At 64.8% G+C, this 19,900-nt stretch carries 20 protein-coding genes; 12 read left to right on the forward strand and 8 right to left on the reverse strand.

Annotation, left to right across the window (positions count from 1 at the left end; translation table 11 throughout):
• Positions 1 to 4: 4 nt before the first annotated feature.
• The 3 genes from NX775_RS19635 to NX775_RS19645 form a co-directional block, all read right to left on the reverse strand.
• Positions 5 to 754, reverse strand: coding sequence for a hypothetical protein (locus tag NX775_RS19635; RefSeq protein WP_258837498.1), 750 nt, complete (start codon positions 752 to 754; stop codon positions 5 to 7).
• 291 nt (positions 755 to 1,045) lie between these two features.
• Positions 1,046 to 1,687, reverse strand: coding sequence for a uridine kinase (gene udk / locus NX775_RS19640; RefSeq protein ID WP_258837499.1), 642 nt, complete (start codon positions 1,685 to 1,687; stop codon positions 1,046 to 1,048).
• Positions 1,688 to 1,746: 59 nt separating this feature from the next.
• Complete coding sequence (locus NX775_RS19645) at positions 1,747 to 2,724, reverse strand: TIGR01777 family oxidoreductase (RefSeq protein WP_258837500.1); 978 nt, start codon at positions 2,722 to 2,724, stop codon at positions 1,747 to 1,749.
• A gap of 268 nt (positions 2,725 to 2,992) precedes the next feature.
• Here NX775_RS19645 and NX775_RS19650 point away from each other — a divergent pair, with 268 nt between their 5' ends.
• The 9 genes from NX775_RS19650 (at position 2,993) to NX775_RS19690 (ending at position 10,793) form a co-directional block, all read left to right on the forward strand.
• Positions 2,993 to 4,411 carry an SLC13 family permease gene (locus NX775_RS19650; RefSeq protein ID WP_258837501.1) on the forward strand — a complete coding sequence of 473 codons (1,419 nt, stop codon included), beginning with the start codon at positions 2,993 to 2,995 and terminating at the stop codon, positions 4,409 to 4,411.
• Between the two features lie 25 nt (positions 4,412 to 4,436).
• Positions 4,437 to 6,104, forward strand: a complete 1,668-nt coding sequence (mdcA, locus tag NX775_RS19655; RefSeq protein ID WP_258837502.1) for a malonate decarboxylase subunit alpha — start codon at positions 4,437 to 4,439, stop codon at positions 6,102 to 6,104.
• 11 nt (positions 6,105 to 6,115) lie between these two features.
• Positions 6,116 to 6,439 carry a malonate decarboxylase acyl carrier protein gene (gene mdcC / locus NX775_RS19660; protein ID WP_258837503.1) on the forward strand — a complete coding sequence of 108 codons (324 nt, stop codon included), beginning with the start codon at positions 6,116 to 6,118 and terminating at the stop codon, positions 6,437 to 6,439.
• Positions 6,436 to 7,344, forward strand: coding sequence for a biotin-independent malonate decarboxylase subunit beta (locus NX775_RS19665; protein WP_258837504.1), 909 nt, complete (start codon positions 6,436 to 6,438; stop codon positions 7,342 to 7,344). The genes mdcC and NX775_RS19665 overlap by 4 nt, the downstream gene beginning before the upstream one ends.
• Positions 7,344 to 8,060, forward strand: a complete 717-nt coding sequence (mdcE, locus tag NX775_RS19670; protein WP_258837853.1) for a biotin-independent malonate decarboxylase subunit gamma — start codon at positions 7,344 to 7,346, stop codon at positions 8,058 to 8,060. Before NX775_RS19665 ends, mdcE begins: the two co-directional genes overlap by 1 nt.
• Positions 8,044 to 8,718 carry a malonate decarboxylase holo-[acyl-carrier-protein] synthase gene (gene mdcG / locus NX775_RS19675; RefSeq protein ID WP_258837505.1) on the forward strand — a complete coding sequence of 225 codons (675 nt, stop codon included), beginning with the start codon at positions 8,044 to 8,046 and terminating at the stop codon, positions 8,716 to 8,718. Before mdcE ends, mdcG begins: the two co-directional genes overlap by 17 nt.
• Positions 8,711 to 9,607 (forward strand): triphosphoribosyl-dephospho-CoA synthase MdcB, encoded by an 897-nt coding sequence (gene mdcB, locus NX775_RS19680; protein ID WP_258837506.1) that lies wholly within the window; start codon positions 8,711 to 8,713, stop codon positions 9,605 to 9,607. Before mdcG ends, mdcB begins: the two co-directional genes overlap by 8 nt.
• Positions 9,577 to 10,533: an ACP S-malonyltransferase gene (locus tag NX775_RS19685; protein WP_343829780.1), complete on the forward strand. Its 957-nt coding sequence runs from the start codon at positions 9,577 to 9,579 to the stop codon at positions 10,531 to 10,533. The genes mdcB and NX775_RS19685 overlap by 31 nt, the downstream gene beginning before the upstream one ends.
• A 131-nt stretch (positions 10,534 to 10,664) precedes the next feature.
• Positions 10,665 to 10,793, forward strand: a complete 129-nt coding sequence (locus NX775_RS19690) for a hypothetical protein (RefSeq protein ID WP_258837507.1) — start codon at positions 10,665 to 10,667, stop codon at positions 10,791 to 10,793.
• 89 nt (positions 10,794 to 10,882) lie between these two features.
• Here the strand turns inward: NX775_RS19690 and NX775_RS19695 are convergent, their stop codons facing one another.
• Positions 10,883 to 12,028, reverse strand: coding sequence for a GNAT family N-acetyltransferase (locus tag NX775_RS19695; RefSeq protein ID WP_258837508.1), 1,146 nt, complete (start codon positions 12,026 to 12,028; stop codon positions 10,883 to 10,885).
• A gap of 80 nt (positions 12,029 to 12,108) precedes the next feature.
• Here NX775_RS19695 and NX775_RS19700 point away from each other — a divergent pair, with 80 nt between their 5' ends.
• A complete protein-coding gene (locus NX775_RS19700) occupies positions 12,109 to 14,193 on the forward strand; it encodes an NAD(+) synthase (RefSeq protein WP_258837509.1) in 2,085 nt (694 codons plus the stop codon).
• Positions 14,190 to 14,528, forward strand: a complete 339-nt coding sequence (locus tag NX775_RS19705; protein ID WP_183550870.1) for a P-II family nitrogen regulator — start codon at positions 14,190 to 14,192, stop codon at positions 14,526 to 14,528. Before NX775_RS19700 ends, NX775_RS19705 begins: the two co-directional genes overlap by 4 nt.
• A gap of 34 nt (positions 14,529 to 14,562) precedes the next feature.
• On the opposite strand, the gene NX775_RS19710 is transcribed toward NX775_RS19705, so the two are convergent.
• On the reverse strand, positions 14,563 to 15,168 hold the full coding sequence (locus tag NX775_RS19710) for a trimeric intracellular cation channel family protein (protein ID WP_183550873.1): 606 nt from the start codon (positions 15,166 to 15,168) through the stop codon (positions 14,563 to 14,565).
• Between the two features lie 212 nt (positions 15,169 to 15,380).
• Here NX775_RS19710 and NX775_RS19715 point away from each other — a divergent pair, with 212 nt between their 5' ends.
• Entirely contained in the window at positions 15,381 to 15,806 is a 426-nt protein-coding gene (locus NX775_RS19715) for a DUF1842 domain-containing protein (protein ID WP_258837510.1), read from the forward strand.
• On the opposite strand, the gene NX775_RS19720 is transcribed toward NX775_RS19715, so the two are convergent.
• The 3 genes from NX775_RS19720 to trxB form a co-directional block, all read right to left on the reverse strand.
• Entirely contained in the window at positions 15,775 to 17,970 is a 2,196-nt protein-coding gene (locus NX775_RS19720) for an ATP-binding protein (RefSeq protein ID WP_258837511.1), read from the reverse strand. The two genes, NX775_RS19715 and NX775_RS19720, sit on opposite strands and share 32 nt — an antisense overlap.
• A gap of 150 nt (positions 17,971 to 18,120) precedes the next feature.
• The gene (locus NX775_RS19725; RefSeq protein WP_258837512.1) at positions 18,121 to 18,789 is read right to left on the reverse strand and encodes a Smr/MutS family protein; all 669 of its coding nucleotides are present in this window, start codon (positions 18,787 to 18,789) and stop codon (positions 18,121 to 18,123) included.
• A gap of 23 nt (positions 18,790 to 18,812) precedes the next feature.
• A complete protein-coding gene (gene trxB, locus NX775_RS19730; RefSeq protein WP_258837513.1) occupies positions 18,813 to 19,781 on the reverse strand; it encodes a thioredoxin-disulfide reductase in 969 nt (322 codons plus the stop codon).
• Between the last annotated feature and the right edge of the window lie 119 nt (positions 19,782 to 19,900).

Here is a 19,900-nt window from a genome sequence, read left to right on the forward strand (position 1 = left end):
GCCATTACCTTGCGCAAGCCTGGCGCAGTGCGAAAGGAATCGAACGCCAGCGTGGGCTTGTCCAGATTCCACGCGAGGCGGTTGATCTGGTTGGACTGGTTGCCCCCCACCAGATAGATCCGGCTCTTGCTCCCGTCGACGAAACCGTCGAAAAAGCCCACATGGCCCTTTTCGCCATCCGTTTGCTGCGAAAGACAGCGATGTCGCCAGGTTGCGGATCGGTCGTCTTGCTGGACCATGTGCGAAACGCGCGCGATCCTGCGTTGTGGGGATGCTCAGGGGTAATGCTGGCGTGTTGCAAGGCCCAGCAGGCGAATGCTGCGCACCATGCGGTCTGGTCACCGGCGGTGGGGGCCGTATGCGTGGCTGCAAAAAACGCGATGATTAGTGGATTGGCTGGCTGCGGGTCGTTCGGCCGGTCGGCCGGCCATTCCATTCGCTGATTCTCAGGCAGGTTCTCGATCATGTGCTTCGCTACGTCGAGCGGCGTAAGGGTCCTCGGTACGGCGGCGAGGAACCTGGCGGCCTCACGCACGCGTAGATCTTCGGGCGCCAGCTTGAGCGAGCCCTTGGTGCCGGGTTTGGAAAATTCGAGGTACTTCTTGTTTTTGTCATCGCTGCACCACGCGTTGATCATGTCCGCAATGGCGTTCTCCTCTTTGACGGGTGCCGAGGGCATGCCAAACGCGATGTCAGGAAACGAGAGCAGGGGAGCCAGGCAAGCAAGGTGCAAGCAAGAGCGGCGGTCAGGCATGATGACTCCTCGAAGGTTGATCAATAACGCTTGGGTAGAGAACCTACGTTAGCTGATCGATTTCGAGTACATTTGACCTGCCGCAAAGTTGTGTTGGTTACGCCAGCATCGGCCTTGATGCACCTGACATTACCGACCTCAACAACTGGCAGTTGAATGCGGCGTTTGGCCGCCTGATTGTCAGGTAGCGAGGCACAATGCGCAAGGGCGCAGCAGCCGTAAGGAGAGACAGGCGATTCAGCGAATGGGGGCAATGCTGCTGAGTGATGCGACAGCACTGCTTCAACATGGTCAAGCCCGCTTCAGCTGGTTGATCACGCTGGCGACCTTGGTGGTGATCATGTCGACCGCCGGATTGTTCGCTCCGTGCGGGATGATGACATCGGCGTTGCGCTTGGTCGGCTCGATGAACTGCTTGTGCATCGGACGCACGGTGTCCAGGTACTGGCTGATGACGCTTTCCACCGAGCGGCCGCGCTCCGTGATATCGCGCTGCATGCGGCGGATGAAGCGGATGTCGGACGCCGTATCGACGAAGATCTTCAGCGACATCATGTCGCACAGGGCCGGGTCATACAGGGCAAACAGGCCTTCGATGACGATCACCGGGGCGGGCTTGACCCGGATGGTGCGGTCGGAGCGGTTGTGGAGCGTAAAGTCGTACTCGGGCATGTCGATCGATTCGCCCCGGCGCAGCGCCTGGACGTGCTGCACCAGCAGCGACCACTCGAACGCTTGCGGATGGTCGTAATTCTGCTGGGTACGCACTTCGGGGCTGAGATGCGTCTGGTCGCAGTAATAATCGTCCTGCATCACGACCGAGACCATCTCGGTGCCGAATGTGGACAGCACTTGCCTGGACACCGTGGACTTGCCACTGCCGCTACCGCCCGCGACGCCAATAATAAACGGTTGAAAAGGAAAACTGAGCATGCCGAATGATACCGGATTCAGGACCGGACCGACAGGTCCCGGGACCCCTGGCGGCGTCGTTACTTCAGGCTGCGCAGCGCCGCTTCCAGCGCCGGATAGGTGAACTCGAACCCTTCACGGGCGAACCGCAACGGCACTACGCGCTGGCCTTCGAGCAGCAAATCGGCCTGCTCGCCCAGCGCCAGCCGCATCGGCCAACCGGGCGTCGGGATCACGCATGGCCGTTTCCAGACGCGCGCGGCCGCCTGGCTGAATTCCAGTTGCGACACCGCAATCGGCGCGGTGAAGTTGGTTGCGCCAAACGTCGGCGCAGACGGATCGCTGAGCGCCTGCTTCCAGCGATGCGCGATGCCCCCGATCAGATCGTCGATGTGAATCCACGACAGCCACTGGCGGCCGCTACCCAGCCGGCCGCCGATGCCCAGCCGGATCGGTAGCAGCATCATGGGCAGCGCCCCTTGCTCGCCCAGCACCAGGCCGAAGCGCATGCACTCGACCTGCACGCCGTGGCGCACGGCGCCGGCCGCGGCGGCTTCCCACTCGCGGCACAGGTCCGACATGAACATCGGCTGGGGCGGCGCGGCTTCGTCGAGCTTGGCGTCGTCGCCGATCCGCTGGATGCCGTAGTAGCCGATCGCCGACGCCGACAGCAACAGCCGCGGTTTGTGGCTGGCGCGGCCGATCCAGTCGACGACTTTTTCCGTCAGTGCGACGCGGCTCTGTCGCAGCGCCGCCTTGCGCGCGGCGGTCCAGCGCTGGCCGAGAATCCGGGCACCGGCCAGGTTGACGACGATGTCGACCTGGTGGTCGAGCGGCAGATCGTCCATCGAGGCGATGGTGCGCACCTGCGCGCCGAGCAGCGCGGCAGCGCGCGCCACGTCGCGGGTCAGCGCGATCACCTGATGGCCGTCCTGCAGCAGCGCGCGTACCAGGTGCTGGCCGACGAAGCCCGTGGCCCCGGTGACCAGCACGCAGCGGGCGACCTTGTCGAACACGATCGGTGCCTTGTTGGATGTCGGTGTCGCACTCGTTGTCAACTTGTTCTCCGGTTCTTCGTCTGAATTTGCCAAGACAGGAATGTAACACTTCCGCTGACAGTAAACGTTACCGACTCAGCGTAATTGATCTCGGCAGCGATCGGGTTTACCTTGGCGGCACAACCTGCATAACAAAAGAGCATGGCCGGCCCCGCAGTGTCCCGAGACCACGGTCCGAGGAGGCGATGGCGACAGGCCATGCATTGGAGACGTATCACCAGCGACGCGCCGGGTGGAACCGGCCTTCGCACCTCGTAGGAGCCACCCTGTGTCCTCTCATGTCATTGCAATCTGCGTTCTGGCGCTCATGTTCATCGTCGCCACCGCCATGCCCATCAATATGGGCGTCATCGCGTTTGTCGGTGCCTTCCTGGTCGGCACCATCGTCTTCAACATGGAGACCAAGGCCATCATGTCCGGCTACCCGGCCGAGCTGTTCCTGACCCTGGTCGGCATCACCTTCCTGTTCGCCCAGGCCCAGAACAATGGCACCATCGACTGGCTCGTCAGACTGGCCGTGCGCGCTGTCGGCGGGCGCATCGCCGCCATTCCGTGGGTCATGTTCGCAGTCACCGCGCTCCTCACATCCGTCGGCGCTGTCAGCCCGGCCGCGGTGGCGATCATCGCCCCGATCGCGCTGGGCTTCGCCGCCAAGTACAAGATCAATCCCCTGATGATGGGCCTTCTGGTCATCCACGGCGCACAGGGCGGCGGCTTCTCGCCGATCAGCATCTACGGCGGCATTACCAACAAGGTCGTCATGGAAGCCGGCCTGCCGATTTCGCCGCTGACCACCGCCTTTACCAGCCTGGGCGTGAACCTGGCCGTGTCGATCATCCTGTTCTTCGTGTTCGGCGGCGCCAAACTGATGCGCCAGCAAATGCCGAAGGCCGGCGCCGGCATCCGTCCGATGACGCCATTCACGCCACCCGTGGCAGTGGCAGCGCAGGGCCCGCAGATCTACGGCGACGCCGAAAATGAAACCGGCAGCGAAGAGCGCCTGACTGCACAGCGTTCGACTGCCGCCGTCGGCGCAGTCGGCAACGGTGGCCCAGGTTCGGGCCTGGGCACCAGCGACATCGACTTGCATGCCGGGCCGACCTTCCACCAGATGTTCACCGTTGTCGGCCTGGTCGCGCTGGCCGTGCTCACGCTGCTGTACAAACTCGATATCGGCTTCGTTGCCCTCACCATTGGCTTGTTGATTTCGATCCTGTCGCCGCAGGTGCAAAAGCGCGCCATCGGCCAGGTGTCGTGGCCCGAGATCATGCTGATCGTCGGCGTGAGCACGTATGTCGGCGTCATGCAGAAAATGGGCACCATTACCTGGGTTGGCGAAAGCGTCGCCAGCCTGACCTCGCCGCTGACGGTGGCCTTGCTGCTGCTGTTCGTCGGCGCCATCGTCTCGGCCTTCGCGTCGTCGACCGCGGTGCTGGGTTCGCTCATTCCGCTGGCCGTGCCGTTCCTGGCATCGGGCACCGGTGTCGACGCCATCGGCTTCATCGCCGCCATGGCCGTCGCCTCGACCATCGTCGACGTCAGCCCGTTCTCGACCAATGGCGCACTCGTGCTGGCCAGTGCTCAGGGCATTGACCGCGACGTATTCCTGCGCCAGCTGATGATCTATGGCGGTATCGTGACGCTGGTCGCACCGATCGTCGTGTGGCTGCTGTTCGTGGTGTTGTAAGGCCACGCAAATTTTAGGAACTATCATGAATCATGCTGAAGGCCGCTGGACCGGCCAGCAACGTAACCGCAGCGAGCGCCTGGCCCGCGCCGGCGCCGCCCTTGGCGGGGCGCTCGACGGCAAGGTCGTCCAGGCCTCGCACATCGTCGAGCTGCTGCACGCGGTGCTCGAACCGGGCGACCGCGTCTGCCTCGAAGGCAATAACCAGAAGCAGGCTGACTTCCTTGGCAAAGCCCTGACGCGCGTCGACACGGCGCGCGTGCATGACCTGCACATGCTGCTGTCGGTGCTCTCGCTGCCCGAACACCTTGACGTGTTCGAGAAGGGCATCGCCTCCAAGCTCGACTTTTCATTCTCGGGCCCGCAGGCCGGCCGCCTGGCCAAGCTGGCGCAGTCGGGCAAGCTCAATATCGGCGCGATCCACACCTACCTCGAGCTGTTCGCCCGCTACTTCATCGACCTGACGCCGCGCGTGGCGCTGGTGGCCGCCGAGATGGCCGACCGCGAAGGCAATCTGTACACCGGCCCGAATACCGAAGACACGCCGGCGATTGCCGAAGCGACGGCCTTCAAGAGCGGCATCGTGATCGCGCAGGTGAACCAGATCGTCGACAAGCTGCCCCGCATCGACATTCCCGGCGACTGGGTCGGCTACGTCGTGCAGTCGCCTACGCCGTACTACATCGAGCCGCTGTTTACGCGCGATCCGGCCCTGATTTCGGAGATCCAGGTGTTGATGGCGATGATGGCCATCAAGGGCATCTATGCCGAGTACGAGATCGAGCGCCTGAACCACGGCATCGGCTTCGACACGGCCGCCATCGAACTGCTGCTGCCAACCTACGCCGCGAGCCTTGGCCTGAAAGGCAAGATCGCCCGTCACTGGGCGCTGAACCCGCATCCGGCCCTGATCCCTGCGATCGAAGCGGGCTTCGTCGAATCGGTGCACTCGTTTGGCTCCGAGCTGGGGATGGAAAACTATATCCGCGCGCGGCCCGACGTGTTCTTCGTGGGGCCGGACGGCTCGATGCGCAGCAACCGCGCCTTTTCGCAGGCAGCCGGACATTACGCCTGCGACCTGTTCATCGGCTCGACGCTGCAGATCGACTTGCAGGGCAATTCATCGACCGCCACGCTGGGGCGCATCGCGGGCTTTGGCGGCGCACCGAACATGGGCGCCGATGCGCGTGGCCGGCGCCACCCCAGCAAGGCCTGGCTGAAAGCCGGTGAAGAAGCGCGCGCGGGCCGCAACGTGATCCCGCGCGGGCAGAAGCTGGTGGTGCAGATGGTCGAGACCTTCCGAGAGCACATGGCGCCGGCCTTCGTCGACAAGCTCGACGCCTGGCAACTGGCCGAGCAGGCCGGGATGGCGATTCCACCCGTGATGATCTATGGTGACGACGTCAGTCACATCCTGACCGAGGAAGGCATCGCCAACCTGCTGCTGTGCCGCACGGACGAAGAGCGCGAACAGGCGATCCGCGGCGTGGCCGGCTACACGCCGGTTGGCATGGCGCGCGACAAGCGCATGGTCGAGAACCTGCGCGACCGGGGCATCATCCGCCGGCCCGAAGATCTCGGCATCGACAAACGCATGGCGACCCGCGACCTGCTGGCCGCCAAGAACATGAAGGGCCTGGTGCGTGCATCGGGCGGGCTGTACGACCCGCCGAAGCGCTTCAGGAACTGGTAAGGAACAACATCATGGAAACGCTGAACTATCGTTTCGAAGGCGGGCAGCGCCCGTTGAGCGGCATGCCGCAGCTAGTGGGCGTGGTCGGCTCGGGCAATCTCGAAATCCTGATCGAACCGGCGCACCTGAAGGGCGCGTGCGAGATCGAGGTGCGCACGGCGGCCGTCGGTTTCGGCGCCACGTGGCAGGCCGTCATGGCCGACTTTCATGCGCGCTGGAGCCTGGCCGATGCCCGCGTGAGCGTCAACGACATGGGCGCCACGCCGGCCGTCGTGAGCCTGCGCCTGGACCAGGCGGTCGAGTCGATCGCCGCTCTTCCCGGAGGCGCGCCATGAGCAGCTACCAGGAACTTACGGCGCGCCAGCGCATTCCGGCCATGTTCGACGCCGGCACGTTTGAAGAATTCTTGCCGCCGTCAATGCGCATCGTCAGTCCGCACCTGGCGCGCCTCGATGCGGCGGTCTCGTTCGACGATGGTGTTGTCGTCGGGCGCGGCAAGCTCGGTGGCCAGGTCGTGTTCGGCGCGGCGCAGGAGGGCGGCTTCATGGGCGGCGCGGTGGGCGAAGTCCACGGCGCCAAGCTGGTGGGCATGCTGCAGCGCGCGATCGACGAACGGGCGCACGCCGTCGTGCTGCTGCTCGAATCGGGCGGCGTGCGGCTGCATGAAGCCAATGCGGGCCTGATCGCCGTGTCGGAAGTCATGCGCGCGATGCTCGACGTGCGCGCAGCCGGCATCCCCGTGATCGCCGTCGTCGGTGGCGCCAACGGGTGCTTTGGCGGCATGGGCATCGCGGCGCGCTGCGCCAACACGGTCATCATGTCCGAAGAAGGGCGCCTGGCGATGTCGGGCCCCGAAGTCATCGAGACCGCCAACGGTGTGGAAGAATTCGATTCGCGCGACCGCGCGCTGGTATGGCGCACGACGGGTGGCAAGCACCGCTATCTGCTGGGCGACTGCCAGGTGCTGGTGGAAGACGACACAGAGGCGCTGCGCGCTGCGGCGCTCGAAGCCATCGCGGATATTCCGGTGGGTGGCGCACCGTTGACGCTCGACGGCCTGCTGGCCGAGCAGGCGATGCTGGAACGGCGCCTGCGTGACACGCAGGGCCTCACCGAACCGATGGATATCTGGAAGGGCCTGGGCATGCCAGACCCGGCGCGGGTGCCGATGCTGGAACCCGACGCCTTCCTCACACTGGCGGCGCAGCACCGCGCCACGCCCACGCTGGGAGAACGATGATGGATTGGCAAACGGTAGCAGCACAACTTTTCCCCGGCGGGCATACCATCACCGAAGCCGACAACTTTTTAAGCGGCAGCGCGCAGGTCGATGGCAAGCCGGTGGCCGTCATCGGCACCACCGACCACACGCCGATCGGCATCGAGATCGCGCTGGCCCAGGCCCAGGCAATCCTCCGGACGGTGCGCGATCATCCGGGCCGCCCGATCCTGATCCTCGTCGACACGCAAGGCCAGCGCCTGCGCCACCGCGACGAGATGTTGGGTATTAACAGCTACATGGCCCATCTTGGCAAATGCGTCGACCTGGCGCGGCGCGAAGGCCACACGGTGATCGGCCTCGTGTACGACCAGGCGCTGTCGGGTGGCTTCATCACCAGTGGCCTGATTGCCAGCGCCTGTTACGCGCTGCCCGAGGCGACCATCCGCGTGATGGGCTTGCCGGCGATGGCGCGCATCACGAAGGTGCCCGAGGAACGCCTGACCGAACTGGCCAAGGACAATCCCGTGTTCGCACCAGGGCCGGAAAACTACCTGCGCATGGGTGGGCTGCACGGCATCTGGAATGGCGATCTGGCAGGTGAATTGATCCGCGCACTGGCCGATGCCAAGGCCGAGGACGGGCGCATGGCGCTGGGCCTGGCGCGGGGCGGCCGCCTGATGGCGCACCCGGTGGCGCAGGCGGTCAGGGTGGGCAGCGATGTTCGCGCGGCATGACCTGGTCTGGCTGACGAGCCGCGGCTGGCAGCGCGTGCGCGACGGCGCGCCGCAGGCCGCCCTGTCTGCGCTGGATCGCTGGCGTGACGGCGGCTGGCCAGCGGTTGTGCGGCGCACCGAAGCCGGCATGCTGCCGGGCGAGGTGGCGATCGGTTTCCCATTGCCGCCACGACCTGAAGACGGCGGCAAACTCAAATTTGGCTGCGCGGTCGAGATGTCCGATATCGGCCGGCGCACGCGCGCCTTGCCGCTGGTCGGCGCGCTTGACGCCGTGCCGGCGCAGTGGCGTGAAGGCCTGGAAGCGCTCGAACGCCAGGCGGCCGATGCCGGCGTGAGCCTCTCCGTGTACGGCTCGGTGGCGCTGGCCGCGCTCACTGGCCAGTATTATCTGACGCCGTTGTCCGATATCGACGTGCTGCTGCAGCCGCAGACGCGGCGCCAGCTGATGATCGGGCTCGATCTGCTGTCGTGGCATGCGGGCATCCTGCCGCTGGATGGCGAAGTGGTGTTTCCCGATGGCCGCGCGGTCGCGTGGAAAGAACTGCGCGCGGCGTTTGCCGGTGCGCCGGGCACGCGCGTGCTGACGAAGGGGCTGGACCGCATCGCGCTGGTCCTGCCCGAAGCCTTGATGGCCACGCTGGAGGAAGAACATGGATAACCTGAACCCCGTACAGACTGTGGGCGCGCCTGGCCGGCGCAAACAGGGCGACACCGGCGAGCGCGCCTTGTGCCAGCGCATCGCGCGCGTGGCCGTGCGCAGCCTGTATGCGGAGCTGGTGTTGTATCCGAAGCCAGGCCTGGTCTCAAAGATCGACAACGGCAGCCATACCGACATGACGGCCGCCACCTTCGTGCGCAGCCTGTTTGCGCTGCGGCGCTACTTTGGCGACATCACCCGTGCCGGCATGCAGGATGCGCCGTTCCACGTCTTAAAGCAACTGGGAATCGACGCCGAAGCGCGGATGCTGCGCGCCACCGGCGGCATCAACACCCACCGCGGTGCGATCTTTTGCCTGGGCATGCTGTGCGCGGCCATCGGCCGCTGCCAGGCGCTCGGCGACGCCTTGACCCCGGCGCGCATCGGCGAATTGCTGCGCGCATGCTGGGGCCAGGCGCTGGGCGCGCACAGCGTTGTCAACGGCGCGCCTGTTTCGCACGGCGCCCGTGCCGTGCTGCGCTACGCAGCCAGCGGTGCACGCGAAGAAGGTGCGCTTGGCTTTCCGTCGGTGTTCGACGTCGGCCTGCCGGCGCTACGCCGTGCAGTGGCCGCGGGGCGTGGCATGCGCGAAGCCCGCATCGACGCACTGTTTGCGCTGATGGCACATATCAGCGATACCAATGTCTACCACCGCGGTGGCATCGAAGGTGCGTTGACCGTGCGACGCCAGGCACGCGCCTTCGTCGCGCGCGGTGGGACGGCTGCGCCGGACTGGGAAGCGCGTGCGCTGGCCAGCCACCGCAGCTTCGTGGCGGCGCGCCTGTCGCCGGGCGGCGCGGCCGATTTGCTGGGCGCTGTGTGCCTCGTGCACGCGGTGACGACGCGCTGATGGCGGGGCGTCTGGCCATCCTGTGCCCGGGGCAGGGCGCGCAGCATCCGGCGATGTTCGACATGGCGCGCGGCGATCCTGCGGCCAGCCGGCTGCTTGAGGAATGGAGCGCCGATCCTGAGCTGGGCGCAACGCTCCAGGCCGGCCTTGGTGAAGAGCGCTTCACCAACCGGATCGCGCAACCGGCCATCGTCGCCGCCACGCTGGCCATGTGGCGCGCGTTGCAAACCACGATCGCGACGCCGGCGCTGGTGGCCGGCTACAGCATCGGCGAGTTGTCGGCCTATGGCGTGGCCGGAGCGCTGGCACCGGATGACGTGATCAAGCTGGCCATCGAGCGGGCGCGCCTGATGGACGCTTGCGTGATCGATGGCGCAGAGCAGGGCATGGTGGCGCTGTCCGGCATGCCGGCCGGGACGGTTGACGCGTTGCTGGCGGAGGCCGGCTTTTATCCGGCCATCGTGACCGGCGACGATGCGCTGGTGGCCGGTGGTCCGGCCGCGCAGCGTGATGCGTTGGCCAGCGCCGCGATCGCCGCCGGTGGCCACGCCACCGTGTTGCCGGTCGCGGTCGCATCGCATACGCCGTTGCTGGCGGGCGCGGTCGCACCGTTCGCGGCCTTGCTGGCCGATGCGCAATGGCGCGTACCTGCATTCCCCGTGCTGTCCGGTATCACGGCCGAACCGGTGTTCGATACGGCCAAGGCACTGGCGGAACTGCCGCGCCAGGTCGCCGAGCCGATCCGCTGGCGCGACTGCATGGATGCGTTGGGCGAAGCCGGCGTCACCGTGGCGCTGGAACTGGGGCCTGGTGCTGCGCTGTCCCGAATGTTGCAGTCGCGCAACCCGAATATCGCTTGCCGTTCGGTCACGGAATTTCGCTCGCTCGACGGGATACGCGCCTGGCTAGAGAGGCAGCTCGACTGACATTCACGAAGCTGATGTCTGATATTGCAACTCAGAATTGGAAAACACGCTGAGTCGCCTATATAACAGTGGTACACCAACTGAAATCATAGGCGTTGCCCATCTGGGCGATGCAATCGAAGGAGCTCTACGTGAAAAAGATTGTCCACGCACTCGTCGCCGCTGCCGGCAGCCGCGCCAAATATGCCCTGCGCAAGCGCGCTGAAGCCATCAAGCCATCGAAGGTTGACTACCGCCTGAACGCCGGCGGCTGGAACTAAGCAGTAAGCACCGCCACTCCCTGGCGGACTGATGAAAAGGCTGGGCCCGTACTGCGGGCCGGCCTTTTTTTTCATCCAGGAGCGTCGTCTTATGGCTGACTGCGGAACGGGCTACGCTCGTTCAACTCATCGAGATAGTCGTCAATGCCGCCGGCCTCCCGCTGCAGGAAATTTTCCACCGCATTGGCAAACGACGGATGCGCCAGCCAGTGCGCCGACCAGGTCTTGGTCGGCAGGAAGCCGCGCGCCATCTTGTGCTCGCCCTGCGCGCCGCCTTCGAATGTGGCGATACCCTGTTCGATGCAGAATTCCAGTGGCTGGTAATACGCAGCCTCGAAATGCAGGCACGGCACGTGTTCCAGCGCGCCCCAGTAACGGCCGTACAGCGTGTCGGCATCGTGGATGACCAGCGATGCGGCGACCGCGCGGCCTTCCAGTTCAGCGATCACGAGCAGGATATTGTCCGGCATCGTCGCACCGATGCGCAGGAAAAAGTCCAGGTTCAGGTACGGCGTCGAATGGTGGTCTTTGTACGTGTTGCGGTAGCAGCGGTTGAACAGTACCCAGTCCTCGCGCGTCGCATCCGCCCCGCGCACGCGCCGCATCGTGACACCGGCGTCGACCACCTTGCGCCGCTCGGCGCGGATGTTCTTGCGCTTCTTTGGCTCGAGCGTGGCCAGAAAGTCATCGAAGCTCGCATAACCCCGGTTCAGCCAGTGAAACTGCACGCCGCTGCGCAGCAGGAAGCCGGCATCCTTGAGCGCCTGCGCTTCATCCTCGGGCGGGAACAGGATATGGGTCGACGAGACTTCGGTGGCCGACTGCGTGGCCGTGAGCACCTCGATCAGCGCGGCGCGCGCGGCGGCGTCGACCGCCAGCAGGCGCGAGCCGGCCACAGGCGTGAACGGAATCGCCGACAGCAGCTTCGGGTAATAGTCGAGGCCATTGCGCGCGTAGGCATCGGCCCAGGCCCAGTCGAATACGTACTCGCCATACGAGTGGCCCTTGACGTACAGGGGCAGGGCGGCCGCCAGCACATCGGCCGCGTCGTACAGCAGCAAAAATTGCGGCTGCCAGCCGCTCTCGGGCGCCGCGCTGCCCGACGCGTGCAGCGCGTGCAGGAAGGCGTACGAGAGAAACGGCGTCGGCGCGGCCTGGGCCTGGACCAGCGCATCCCATGGTGCCTGCCCGACTTCGGACAGGCTCGAGACGATATGCGTGCGATAATCTGTCATTGCTTTCAACATTGCTTCCATTTCCAAGAAGTGAGTGCGACGGGCAGCGATTCGCCGCGTCGGCACTGCGAGGGACCCTTATGACCAGCCGATTCTTCAATCTCTATTCGCACCATTTTGCACGCGTTGCGGTCGCCATCCCGCGCATCCGTGTGGCCGACCCGGCCTACAACGTCGAACAGACGATCAAACTGGCGCAGCAGGCGGCAAGCGAAGGCGCGGCGCTTGTCGCGTTTCCCGAGCTGGGCCTGTCCGCCTACACCTGCGACGACCTGTTCCACCAGCGCGTGCTACTCGACGCCTGCCTGGGCGGCTTGCACACCATCCTCGATGCCTCGCGCAGCCTGCCGCTGGCCATCGTTATCGGCATGCCGCTGCGGGTCAACCACATGCTGTTCAACTGCGCCGTCGCCATTGCCAATGGGCGTGTGCTGGGCGTGGTGCCGAAAAGTTATTTGCCTAATTATGGCGAGTTTTACGAATCCCGGCAGTTCACGCCCGCCGATTGCGCGCCGGTTGACCAGATCGACCTGTTTGGCGAGACCGTGCCGTTCGGCGTGAACCTGCTGTTCGAGGTCGCCAACCTGCCGCTGCTGCGCTTTCACCTCGAAATCTGCGAAGACGTCTGGGTGCCGGTGCCGCCGTCGTCGTTCGCGGCACTGGCCGGCGCCACGGTGCTGGTCAACCTGTCGGCATCGAACGTCGTCGTCGGCAAGAGTGGCTACCGCCACCAGCTGGTCGCCCAGCAATCGGCGCGCTGCATGGCCGCTTACCTGTACACGTCGGCCGGGCGGGGCGAGTCCACCACCGACATGGCGTGGGATGGCCAGTCGCTGATCTATGAAAAGGGCGAGCTGCTGGCCGAATCCGAACGCTTTTCCGACGAATCGCACATCATCTTTGCCGACGTCGACCTCGAGCGCCTGTCGACCGAGCGCATGAAGGCCACCACGTTTGCGCAGACTGCGCAGCGCCATGCGGCCGAAGTCGCGGCGTTTCGCATCGTGCGCTTCGACCTTGCGCTGCCCGTAGAGCACACCTTGCCGCTGGCGCGCGGCATCGAGCGCTTCCCGTACGTGCCGGCCGACCGCGCCCTGCGCGACGAGCGCTGCACCGAGGTCTACAACATCCAGGTGCAGGCGCTGATCCAGCGCCTGGCCTCGAGCGGCATCCAGAAGGTTGTCATTGGCGTCTCGGGCGGCCTGGACTCGACCCATGCGCTGCTCGTCTGCGCGAAGGTGATGGACCGCCTGAAGCTACCGCGCACGAACATCCTGGCGTACACGATGCCGGGCTTTGCCACCAGCGAGCGCACGCTCAAACAGGCGCGCGACCTGATGACGGCCGTGGGCTGCAGCGCGCAAGAGATTGATATCCGTCCGAGCTGCATCCAGATGCTCAAGGATCTGGGCCACCCGTATAGCGAGGGCACGCCGGACTACGACATCACGTTCGAAAACGTGCAGGCGGGCGAGCGCACCAACCACCTGTTCCGGCTGGCGAACTTCCACAACGGGATCGTGATCGGCACGGGCGATTTGTCCGAGCTGGCGCTGGGCTGGTGCACCTACGGCGTGGGCGACCATATGTCGCATTACAACGTCAACGCCAGCGTGCCCAAGACGCTGATCTCGTACCTGGTGCGCTGGGTGGCCGAGACGGGCACCGTGGTTGCCGAAGGCCAGTCGCAAGTGCTGATCGACATTCTCGATACCGAGATCAGCCCCGAGCTGGTGCCCGGCGGTGCAGTCAGTCACGGCGCCGATGCCAAGCCCGCGCAAAGCACGCAGGAACGCATCGGCCCCTATGAGCTGCAAGACTTCAACCTGTTCTACACGCTGCGCTACGGCTTCAAGCCGAGCAAGGTCGCGTTCATGGCGTATTCGGCTTGGCACGACAGCGCCGCGGGGCGCTGGCCGGACGAGACCGGCACGCGCAACCAATACGACCTGGATGCCATCAAGCGCAACCTGTCGATCTTTTTGTTCCGCTTCTTCAAGACCAGCCAGTTCAAGCGCTCGTGCGTACCGAACGGACCGAAGGTCGGCAACGGCGGCTCCCTCTCGCCACGCGGCGACTGGCGCGCGCCGTCCGACTCCGAGGCCACCGTCTGGCTCGACGACCTGGCAAATATCCCCGACTCATCGAAAGGACTACCACCATGAAACAGATTACCTGCGTGATCAAACCGTTCAAGCTCGACGAAGTGCGCGAAGCGCTGGCCGAAGTCAATGTCACCGGCTTGACCGTTACCGAAGTAAAGGGCTTTGGCCGCCAGAAAGGCCACACCGAGCTGTACCGCGGCGCCGAATACGTCGTGGACTTCCTGCCAAAAGTGAAGATCGAAGTGGTGGTCGACGATCCGATGGCCGACAGCGTCGTCGACGCCATCATCAAGGCGGCGCGCACCGGCAAGATCGGCGACGGCAAGATTTTTGTACAGAACATCGAGCAAGTCATCCGGATCCGTACCGGCGAGACCGGCCCCGACGCCGTCTAAGCCTGCCTGCTTAAACCCCTGGGGCGGTGCTTCGTTACCGCCCCATTCGCATATCGAACTTCCACGTCAGCAGCCGCAGGCCGCTGATGAACAGGCAGCTCGACCACAGCGCAAAATCGTCCGGCACGCCGTACTTGCCCATGAGCAGGAACAGCCAGTTGCCGATGAAGGCGCAGATCGCATACGGTTTGCCATCCCGAAACACCATCGGCACCTCGTTGCAAACGATATCGCGCAGTACGCCACCGAAAATCCCCGTAATGACGCCCATCATCGAGGCGATGAAGATCGGCATGTCCGCTGCCAGCGCGGCTGACACGCCCGCAATCGAGAACAGGCCCAGGCCCACCGCATCGGCAATCACGATCAGGCGTTCCGAGACGATCTGGCGCAGCGTGCGGATCAGGGGAGAGGCAACCAGTGCCAGCACGAAGATCGCGATCGCATATTCCTGGTGCGTCACCCAGAACAGCGGACGCTTGTCGAGCAGGATGTCGCGCAGCGTGCCGCCGCCGAATGCCGTGATGAACGCGACGGTAAAGACGCCCACCAGGTCCATGCGCTTGCGCCGCGCTTCGATGAAGCCGGAAAACGCACCGACCAGGATCGCCATGATTTCGATGAACTTGATGAGCGTCATGCAGCAGAGGTCAGGGAATGTTGTTGTGAGATTACCACGGGCACGACGCTTGCATAAGAGAATTATGCGCACCCTGCGTCGGCGGCGAACGTTCGTCTGGCGGGCAGGAAGGCAACCGGAAGGTTACTGCAGCCGGGTTTGCCTAGAGTAGCCATGACCCGGGCAGTGCGAGCGCCGGGGCATCCTGCAAGCCAACCCAGATGAAGGAGTAGATGATGGCAAATACGTTCGAGTCCGTACGAGTGATCACGCTGACCGCCGGCAACTGCGGCATGCCCGGCGCCCCGATCCTGAGAATGGCGCTGATGATCGACCCGGCCGATGGCACCGTGCAGGGCAAGGGCGAGATCACCCAGGCCCTGGCGCCACCATATGGCGAACTGAGCGTTTCCAACATCACTGGCCAGGTGCGCTCGATGGGGTTCGGCCCGGCGACGCAGGCGCTGGCGCTGAAGGGCACGATCTTCACGACGCTCAAACCACCGGCAATCGGCACCATGGAGATTCCATTCAGCGCCTTCTTCGTGACCGACAATGACTGGGTGGGCAACGGCTACTTCAACTACCCACCCCACGACGTGACCGATGTGCCGATCGCCCCGGGGCTTACTGCGTCAGCAGTGGCAGTCGCAGCGTAAAGATAACCCGCCCGTCCGCATACCGGTAGGCCAGTTCGCCCTGATGCTCGCGCACGATCTGTTGCGCGATGTACAGGCCCAGGCCCATGCCGGTGCGGTTGCGCGGGTTGTTCATCGATGCGCGCTTGAACGGATTGAACAGCGTGGCCACGGTTTCGGGTGGGATCGCCTGGCCGGCGTTGGCGACTTCGACCGATGCGTCACGCTCGTTGGCGCGCAGGCACACGGTCACCGGCGTGCCCGGCTCGCCATGATGGCGCGCATTGCTCATCAGGTTGGATAACACCTGACCCAGCCGGCCGCTATCGGCCTTGACGGTGGCGTCGTCGTCGCAGATCAGGTCGAGCGGGATCGACGGGTACGCCATGCGCGCCTCGTCCATCAGGTCGATCAGCAATTCCTTCAGGTCGACCGGCACCAGCGAGACGCCCAGGCCCATGCCGCTGTCGATGCGGCTCATGTCCAGCACCTGGCTGATCATGCGCTGCATGCGGTTGGTCGACGACTGGATGCGCTTGCCCAGCGTCGGCTGGCCATTGCCGCCGCCGTTGCCGGTGCGTTCGAGCACCATGCCGGCCATATTGATCGAGTGCAGCGGATCGCGCAGGTCGTGCCCAAGCATCGCCAGCAACTGCGCGCGGGTCGCTTCGGTCTGGGAGCGGTGCGAGTTCATCGCGCGCACCAGCTCGGCCAGCGTCAGGCGGGCATTGCCCAATACGGTGGGTTCCCACGGGTGCGCGCAGCCGCGCACCGTTTCATGCCAGGCGTCGAACGAGCCGCGCGGCGTCAGGCGTTCGCCCAGCGGGCCGAAGATGGCAATCTTTTCGGGGCGGCCGCCCCAGGCCACGGTTTCGATCTGTTCGACGCGCAGCAGCACGCACCAGCCCTGGCCCATCGGATCGAAGGGCAGTGCCAGCATGCCGACCCACTTCCCCAATTGTTCCTGAAGCGCCCCCGGCCATTCGTGCTTGCCTTCGCGCACCAGCAAGTCATGCTGGTTGTCCGGCAGCGACGCAATGACGGCCTTGGCCAGTTCGGGCGCCAGTTCACCATGCACGACCACCTTGCCATGCTGGGCAACGATCATCGCCTGGGCGCCGGCAGCCGCCATCAGTGATTTGCTGTGCTCGCCCAACGCGTCGATCGGGTCGTCGTCGAGCAGCAGCGATTCGACGATGCTCGTGCGCACGCGGGCCGACTGCTCGGCCAGCGTGGCGTCGGCGCGCGCTTCAATGCTGAGGATGGTCGAGGCCATCACCTGTGCCAGCACATCGGCCGCCAGGCGCACCGCGTACGGGACCAGCTTCTTCGACATGTGGTGGCAGGCGATCAGGCCCCACAGGCGGCCGTTGATGACGATGGACACGCTCATCGACGCCATCACGTGCATGTTCTTCAGGTACTCGATGTGGACCGGCGAGACGCTGCGCAGTACCGCGAAACTCATGTCCAGCGGCAGGGCGCCCGGTGCGCCGCACAGCGGCACGGCGGTGTAGTCCATGTCACCGATCATGCGCAGCGTATTGAGCGTGTACAGCCGGCGCGCCTGGGCCGGGATGTCGCCGGCCGGATAGCGCTGGCCGATGTACGGCACCAGGTCGTCGCGCCGGCTTTCGGCCACCACGTCGCCGCTGTCGTCAGCGCGGAAACGATAGGCCATCACGCGGTCGAACCCGGTGAACTCGCGCACCTGGGTCACGGCGACGCTGAGCAGCCCTTCGATGGTTTTCTGGCGGCGCAGGCGGTCGATCGAGCTGTGCGCCTTGACGGCGAACTGCGACACTTCTTCGGTCGAAGCTTCACGCAATTCGAATTCGGCCGTAACGCGCCCGTGGGCGGCGTGCACGACACAATCGTATTCGGCCGCGCCGATGGACAGGCCGGCCACGATCGGACCGGCATCGTCGTCGTGCAGCGCATCGATGCAGTCGGAGATGGCGTCGAAGGCGGCCACCGGCAGCGCCAGGTCCCCAAGGGCCAGGCCCAGTTGCGGGACGACACCCAGCATGCCGGGCGCGTTTTCGCTCCAGCCTGCCAGACGTGCATCTTCGGTAAAGAACAGGATTGCGCCGTGGGGCTGGATCGAGCCAGGGATATGGATCGGCTCTGCGGCGCAGGACGACAAATCGACCTGCTGCCCATGCTCCATGATGACCGCTTGCATTGCCTTCAAATCACACCACCCCTAGTCGAATGACCGGCAAAAGACCGGCCGAGAGGAATTCTACAATCAACCGGCAAAAGGCGTGGAAACTGCAAACACGAACATTGCAATTGTTACACAACCATGTTGCATTACCCATACAGACGCGTGTTATTCCAGTAGTGCAGCGCGCAGTAAAGCGATCAGCGCGCCATGCCCGCCGTCGGACCGGCCGGCTGCGCAAAAGGCAATCACCTCGTTTTTTTGCACGAGCCAGCTGTGCACGATCCCGCGCAGCACTGGTTCGCCACCCGGTGAGCCGTAGCCGATACCGTGAATGATGCGCACGCAACGCACGCCGCGCCGGTTGGCGCGGTGCAAAAAGTCGGTGAGGGAGTCGCGCGCAGCGTCGCGGTTCAGGCCGTGCAGGTCGAGTTCGTCCTGGATCGGCCAGTGACGTTTGCGCAACTTGCGCACGACATCCGGGCCGACGCCGTCGCGCGAGTAGCTCAGGGCCGGGTCCTCGTCGAGCATGCCTTCGACATCGAACTGGTCCGACAGCGATTCGCGCAGAACGGCTTCGGTTTCTTCTTCAGCGGAGAGCACCGGGCCGCGCTGGATGGGGCGGTTCGGGGCGACGTACACCGGGCGGTGCACGTAGCGGTCGGATTCGGGCAGCTTGCGCACGCCCTGCATCGAGCTGCGAAATTCGACTGCCCGTTCGCGCGCCAGGCGTTCGCGTTGTTCACGCTCGGCCTGTTCGATGGCGCGCACGCGCTCGTTTTCCTTGAGCTGGTCGCGTAGGCCCTTGAGCTCAGCGAAGTCTTTCATGCCTGCCATCGAATGCGGTCCCTGGTGAGAATTTACTGTGGGTCGTCTTCCAGCGCTTCGAGGTAGCGCTGTGCGTCGAGCGCGGCCATGCAGCCCGAGCCCGAGCTGGTGATCGCCTGGCGATAGATGTGATCCTGCACGTCGCCGGCAGCAAACACACCCGGCACGCTGGTGGCGGTCGCCATGCCTTCGAGGCCCGACTTGGTCACCAGGTAGCCACCGTTGTGCATCTCGAGCTGACCGTCGAAGATGCCCGTGTTCGGCTTGTGGCCGATGGCCACGAACAGACCGTGCACGGTCAGGTCCTTGACGTCGCCCGTCTGGGACGACTTCAGGCGCAGGCCGGTCACACCGCTGTTGTCACCCAGGACTTCGTCGAGCGTCTGGTTATATTCCAGCACGATCTTGCCTTCGGAAACCTTGTGCATCAGGCGGTCGACCAGGATCGGCTCGGCGCGGAAGCGGTCGCGGCGGTGGATCAGCGTGACCTTCGAGGCGATGCCGGCCAGGTACAGCGCTTCTTCGACAGCAGTATTGCCGCCACCGATGACCGCGACTTCCTGGTTGCGGTAGAAGAAGCCGTCGCAGGTGGCGCAGGCCGAGACGCCCTTGCCCATGAACGCCTGCTCGGACGGCAGGCCCAAGTACTGGGCCGAGGCGCCGGTGGCGATGATCAGGGCGTCGCAGGTGAACGTGAAGCTGTCACCCACCAGGCGGATTGGCTTTTCGTTCAGGTAGGTCGTGTGGATCTGGTCGAACACGATCTCGGTATTGAAGCGCTCGGCGTGCTGCAGCAGGCGCTGCATCAGCTCCGGACCCTGCACGCCCAGCGGATCGCCCGGCCAGTTCTCGACATCGGTGGTGGTCATCAGCTGGCCGCCTTGCTCGACGCCCGTCACCAGCATCGGCTTGAGGTTGGCGCGCGCGGCGTACACAGCGGCGCTGTAGCCGGCAGGACCGGAACCGAGAATGAGGACTTTGGCGTGTTTAGTTGTAGTCATGGCGGCGCTTCAATGATTGTTAATAGACACACGGCAATTGGGGGCACCTTGAGAAGAATCAAGGCCCACGCGGGCGCCGGTCGGGGTGTGCGAAAGAGGGCAGATTATAGACGATGCAG

It is taken from the genome of Massilia aurea, assembly GCF_024753205.1.
GTDB classification, from domain to species: domain Bacteria; phylum Pseudomonadota; class Gammaproteobacteria; order Burkholderiales; family Burkholderiaceae_D; genus Telluria; species Telluria aurea.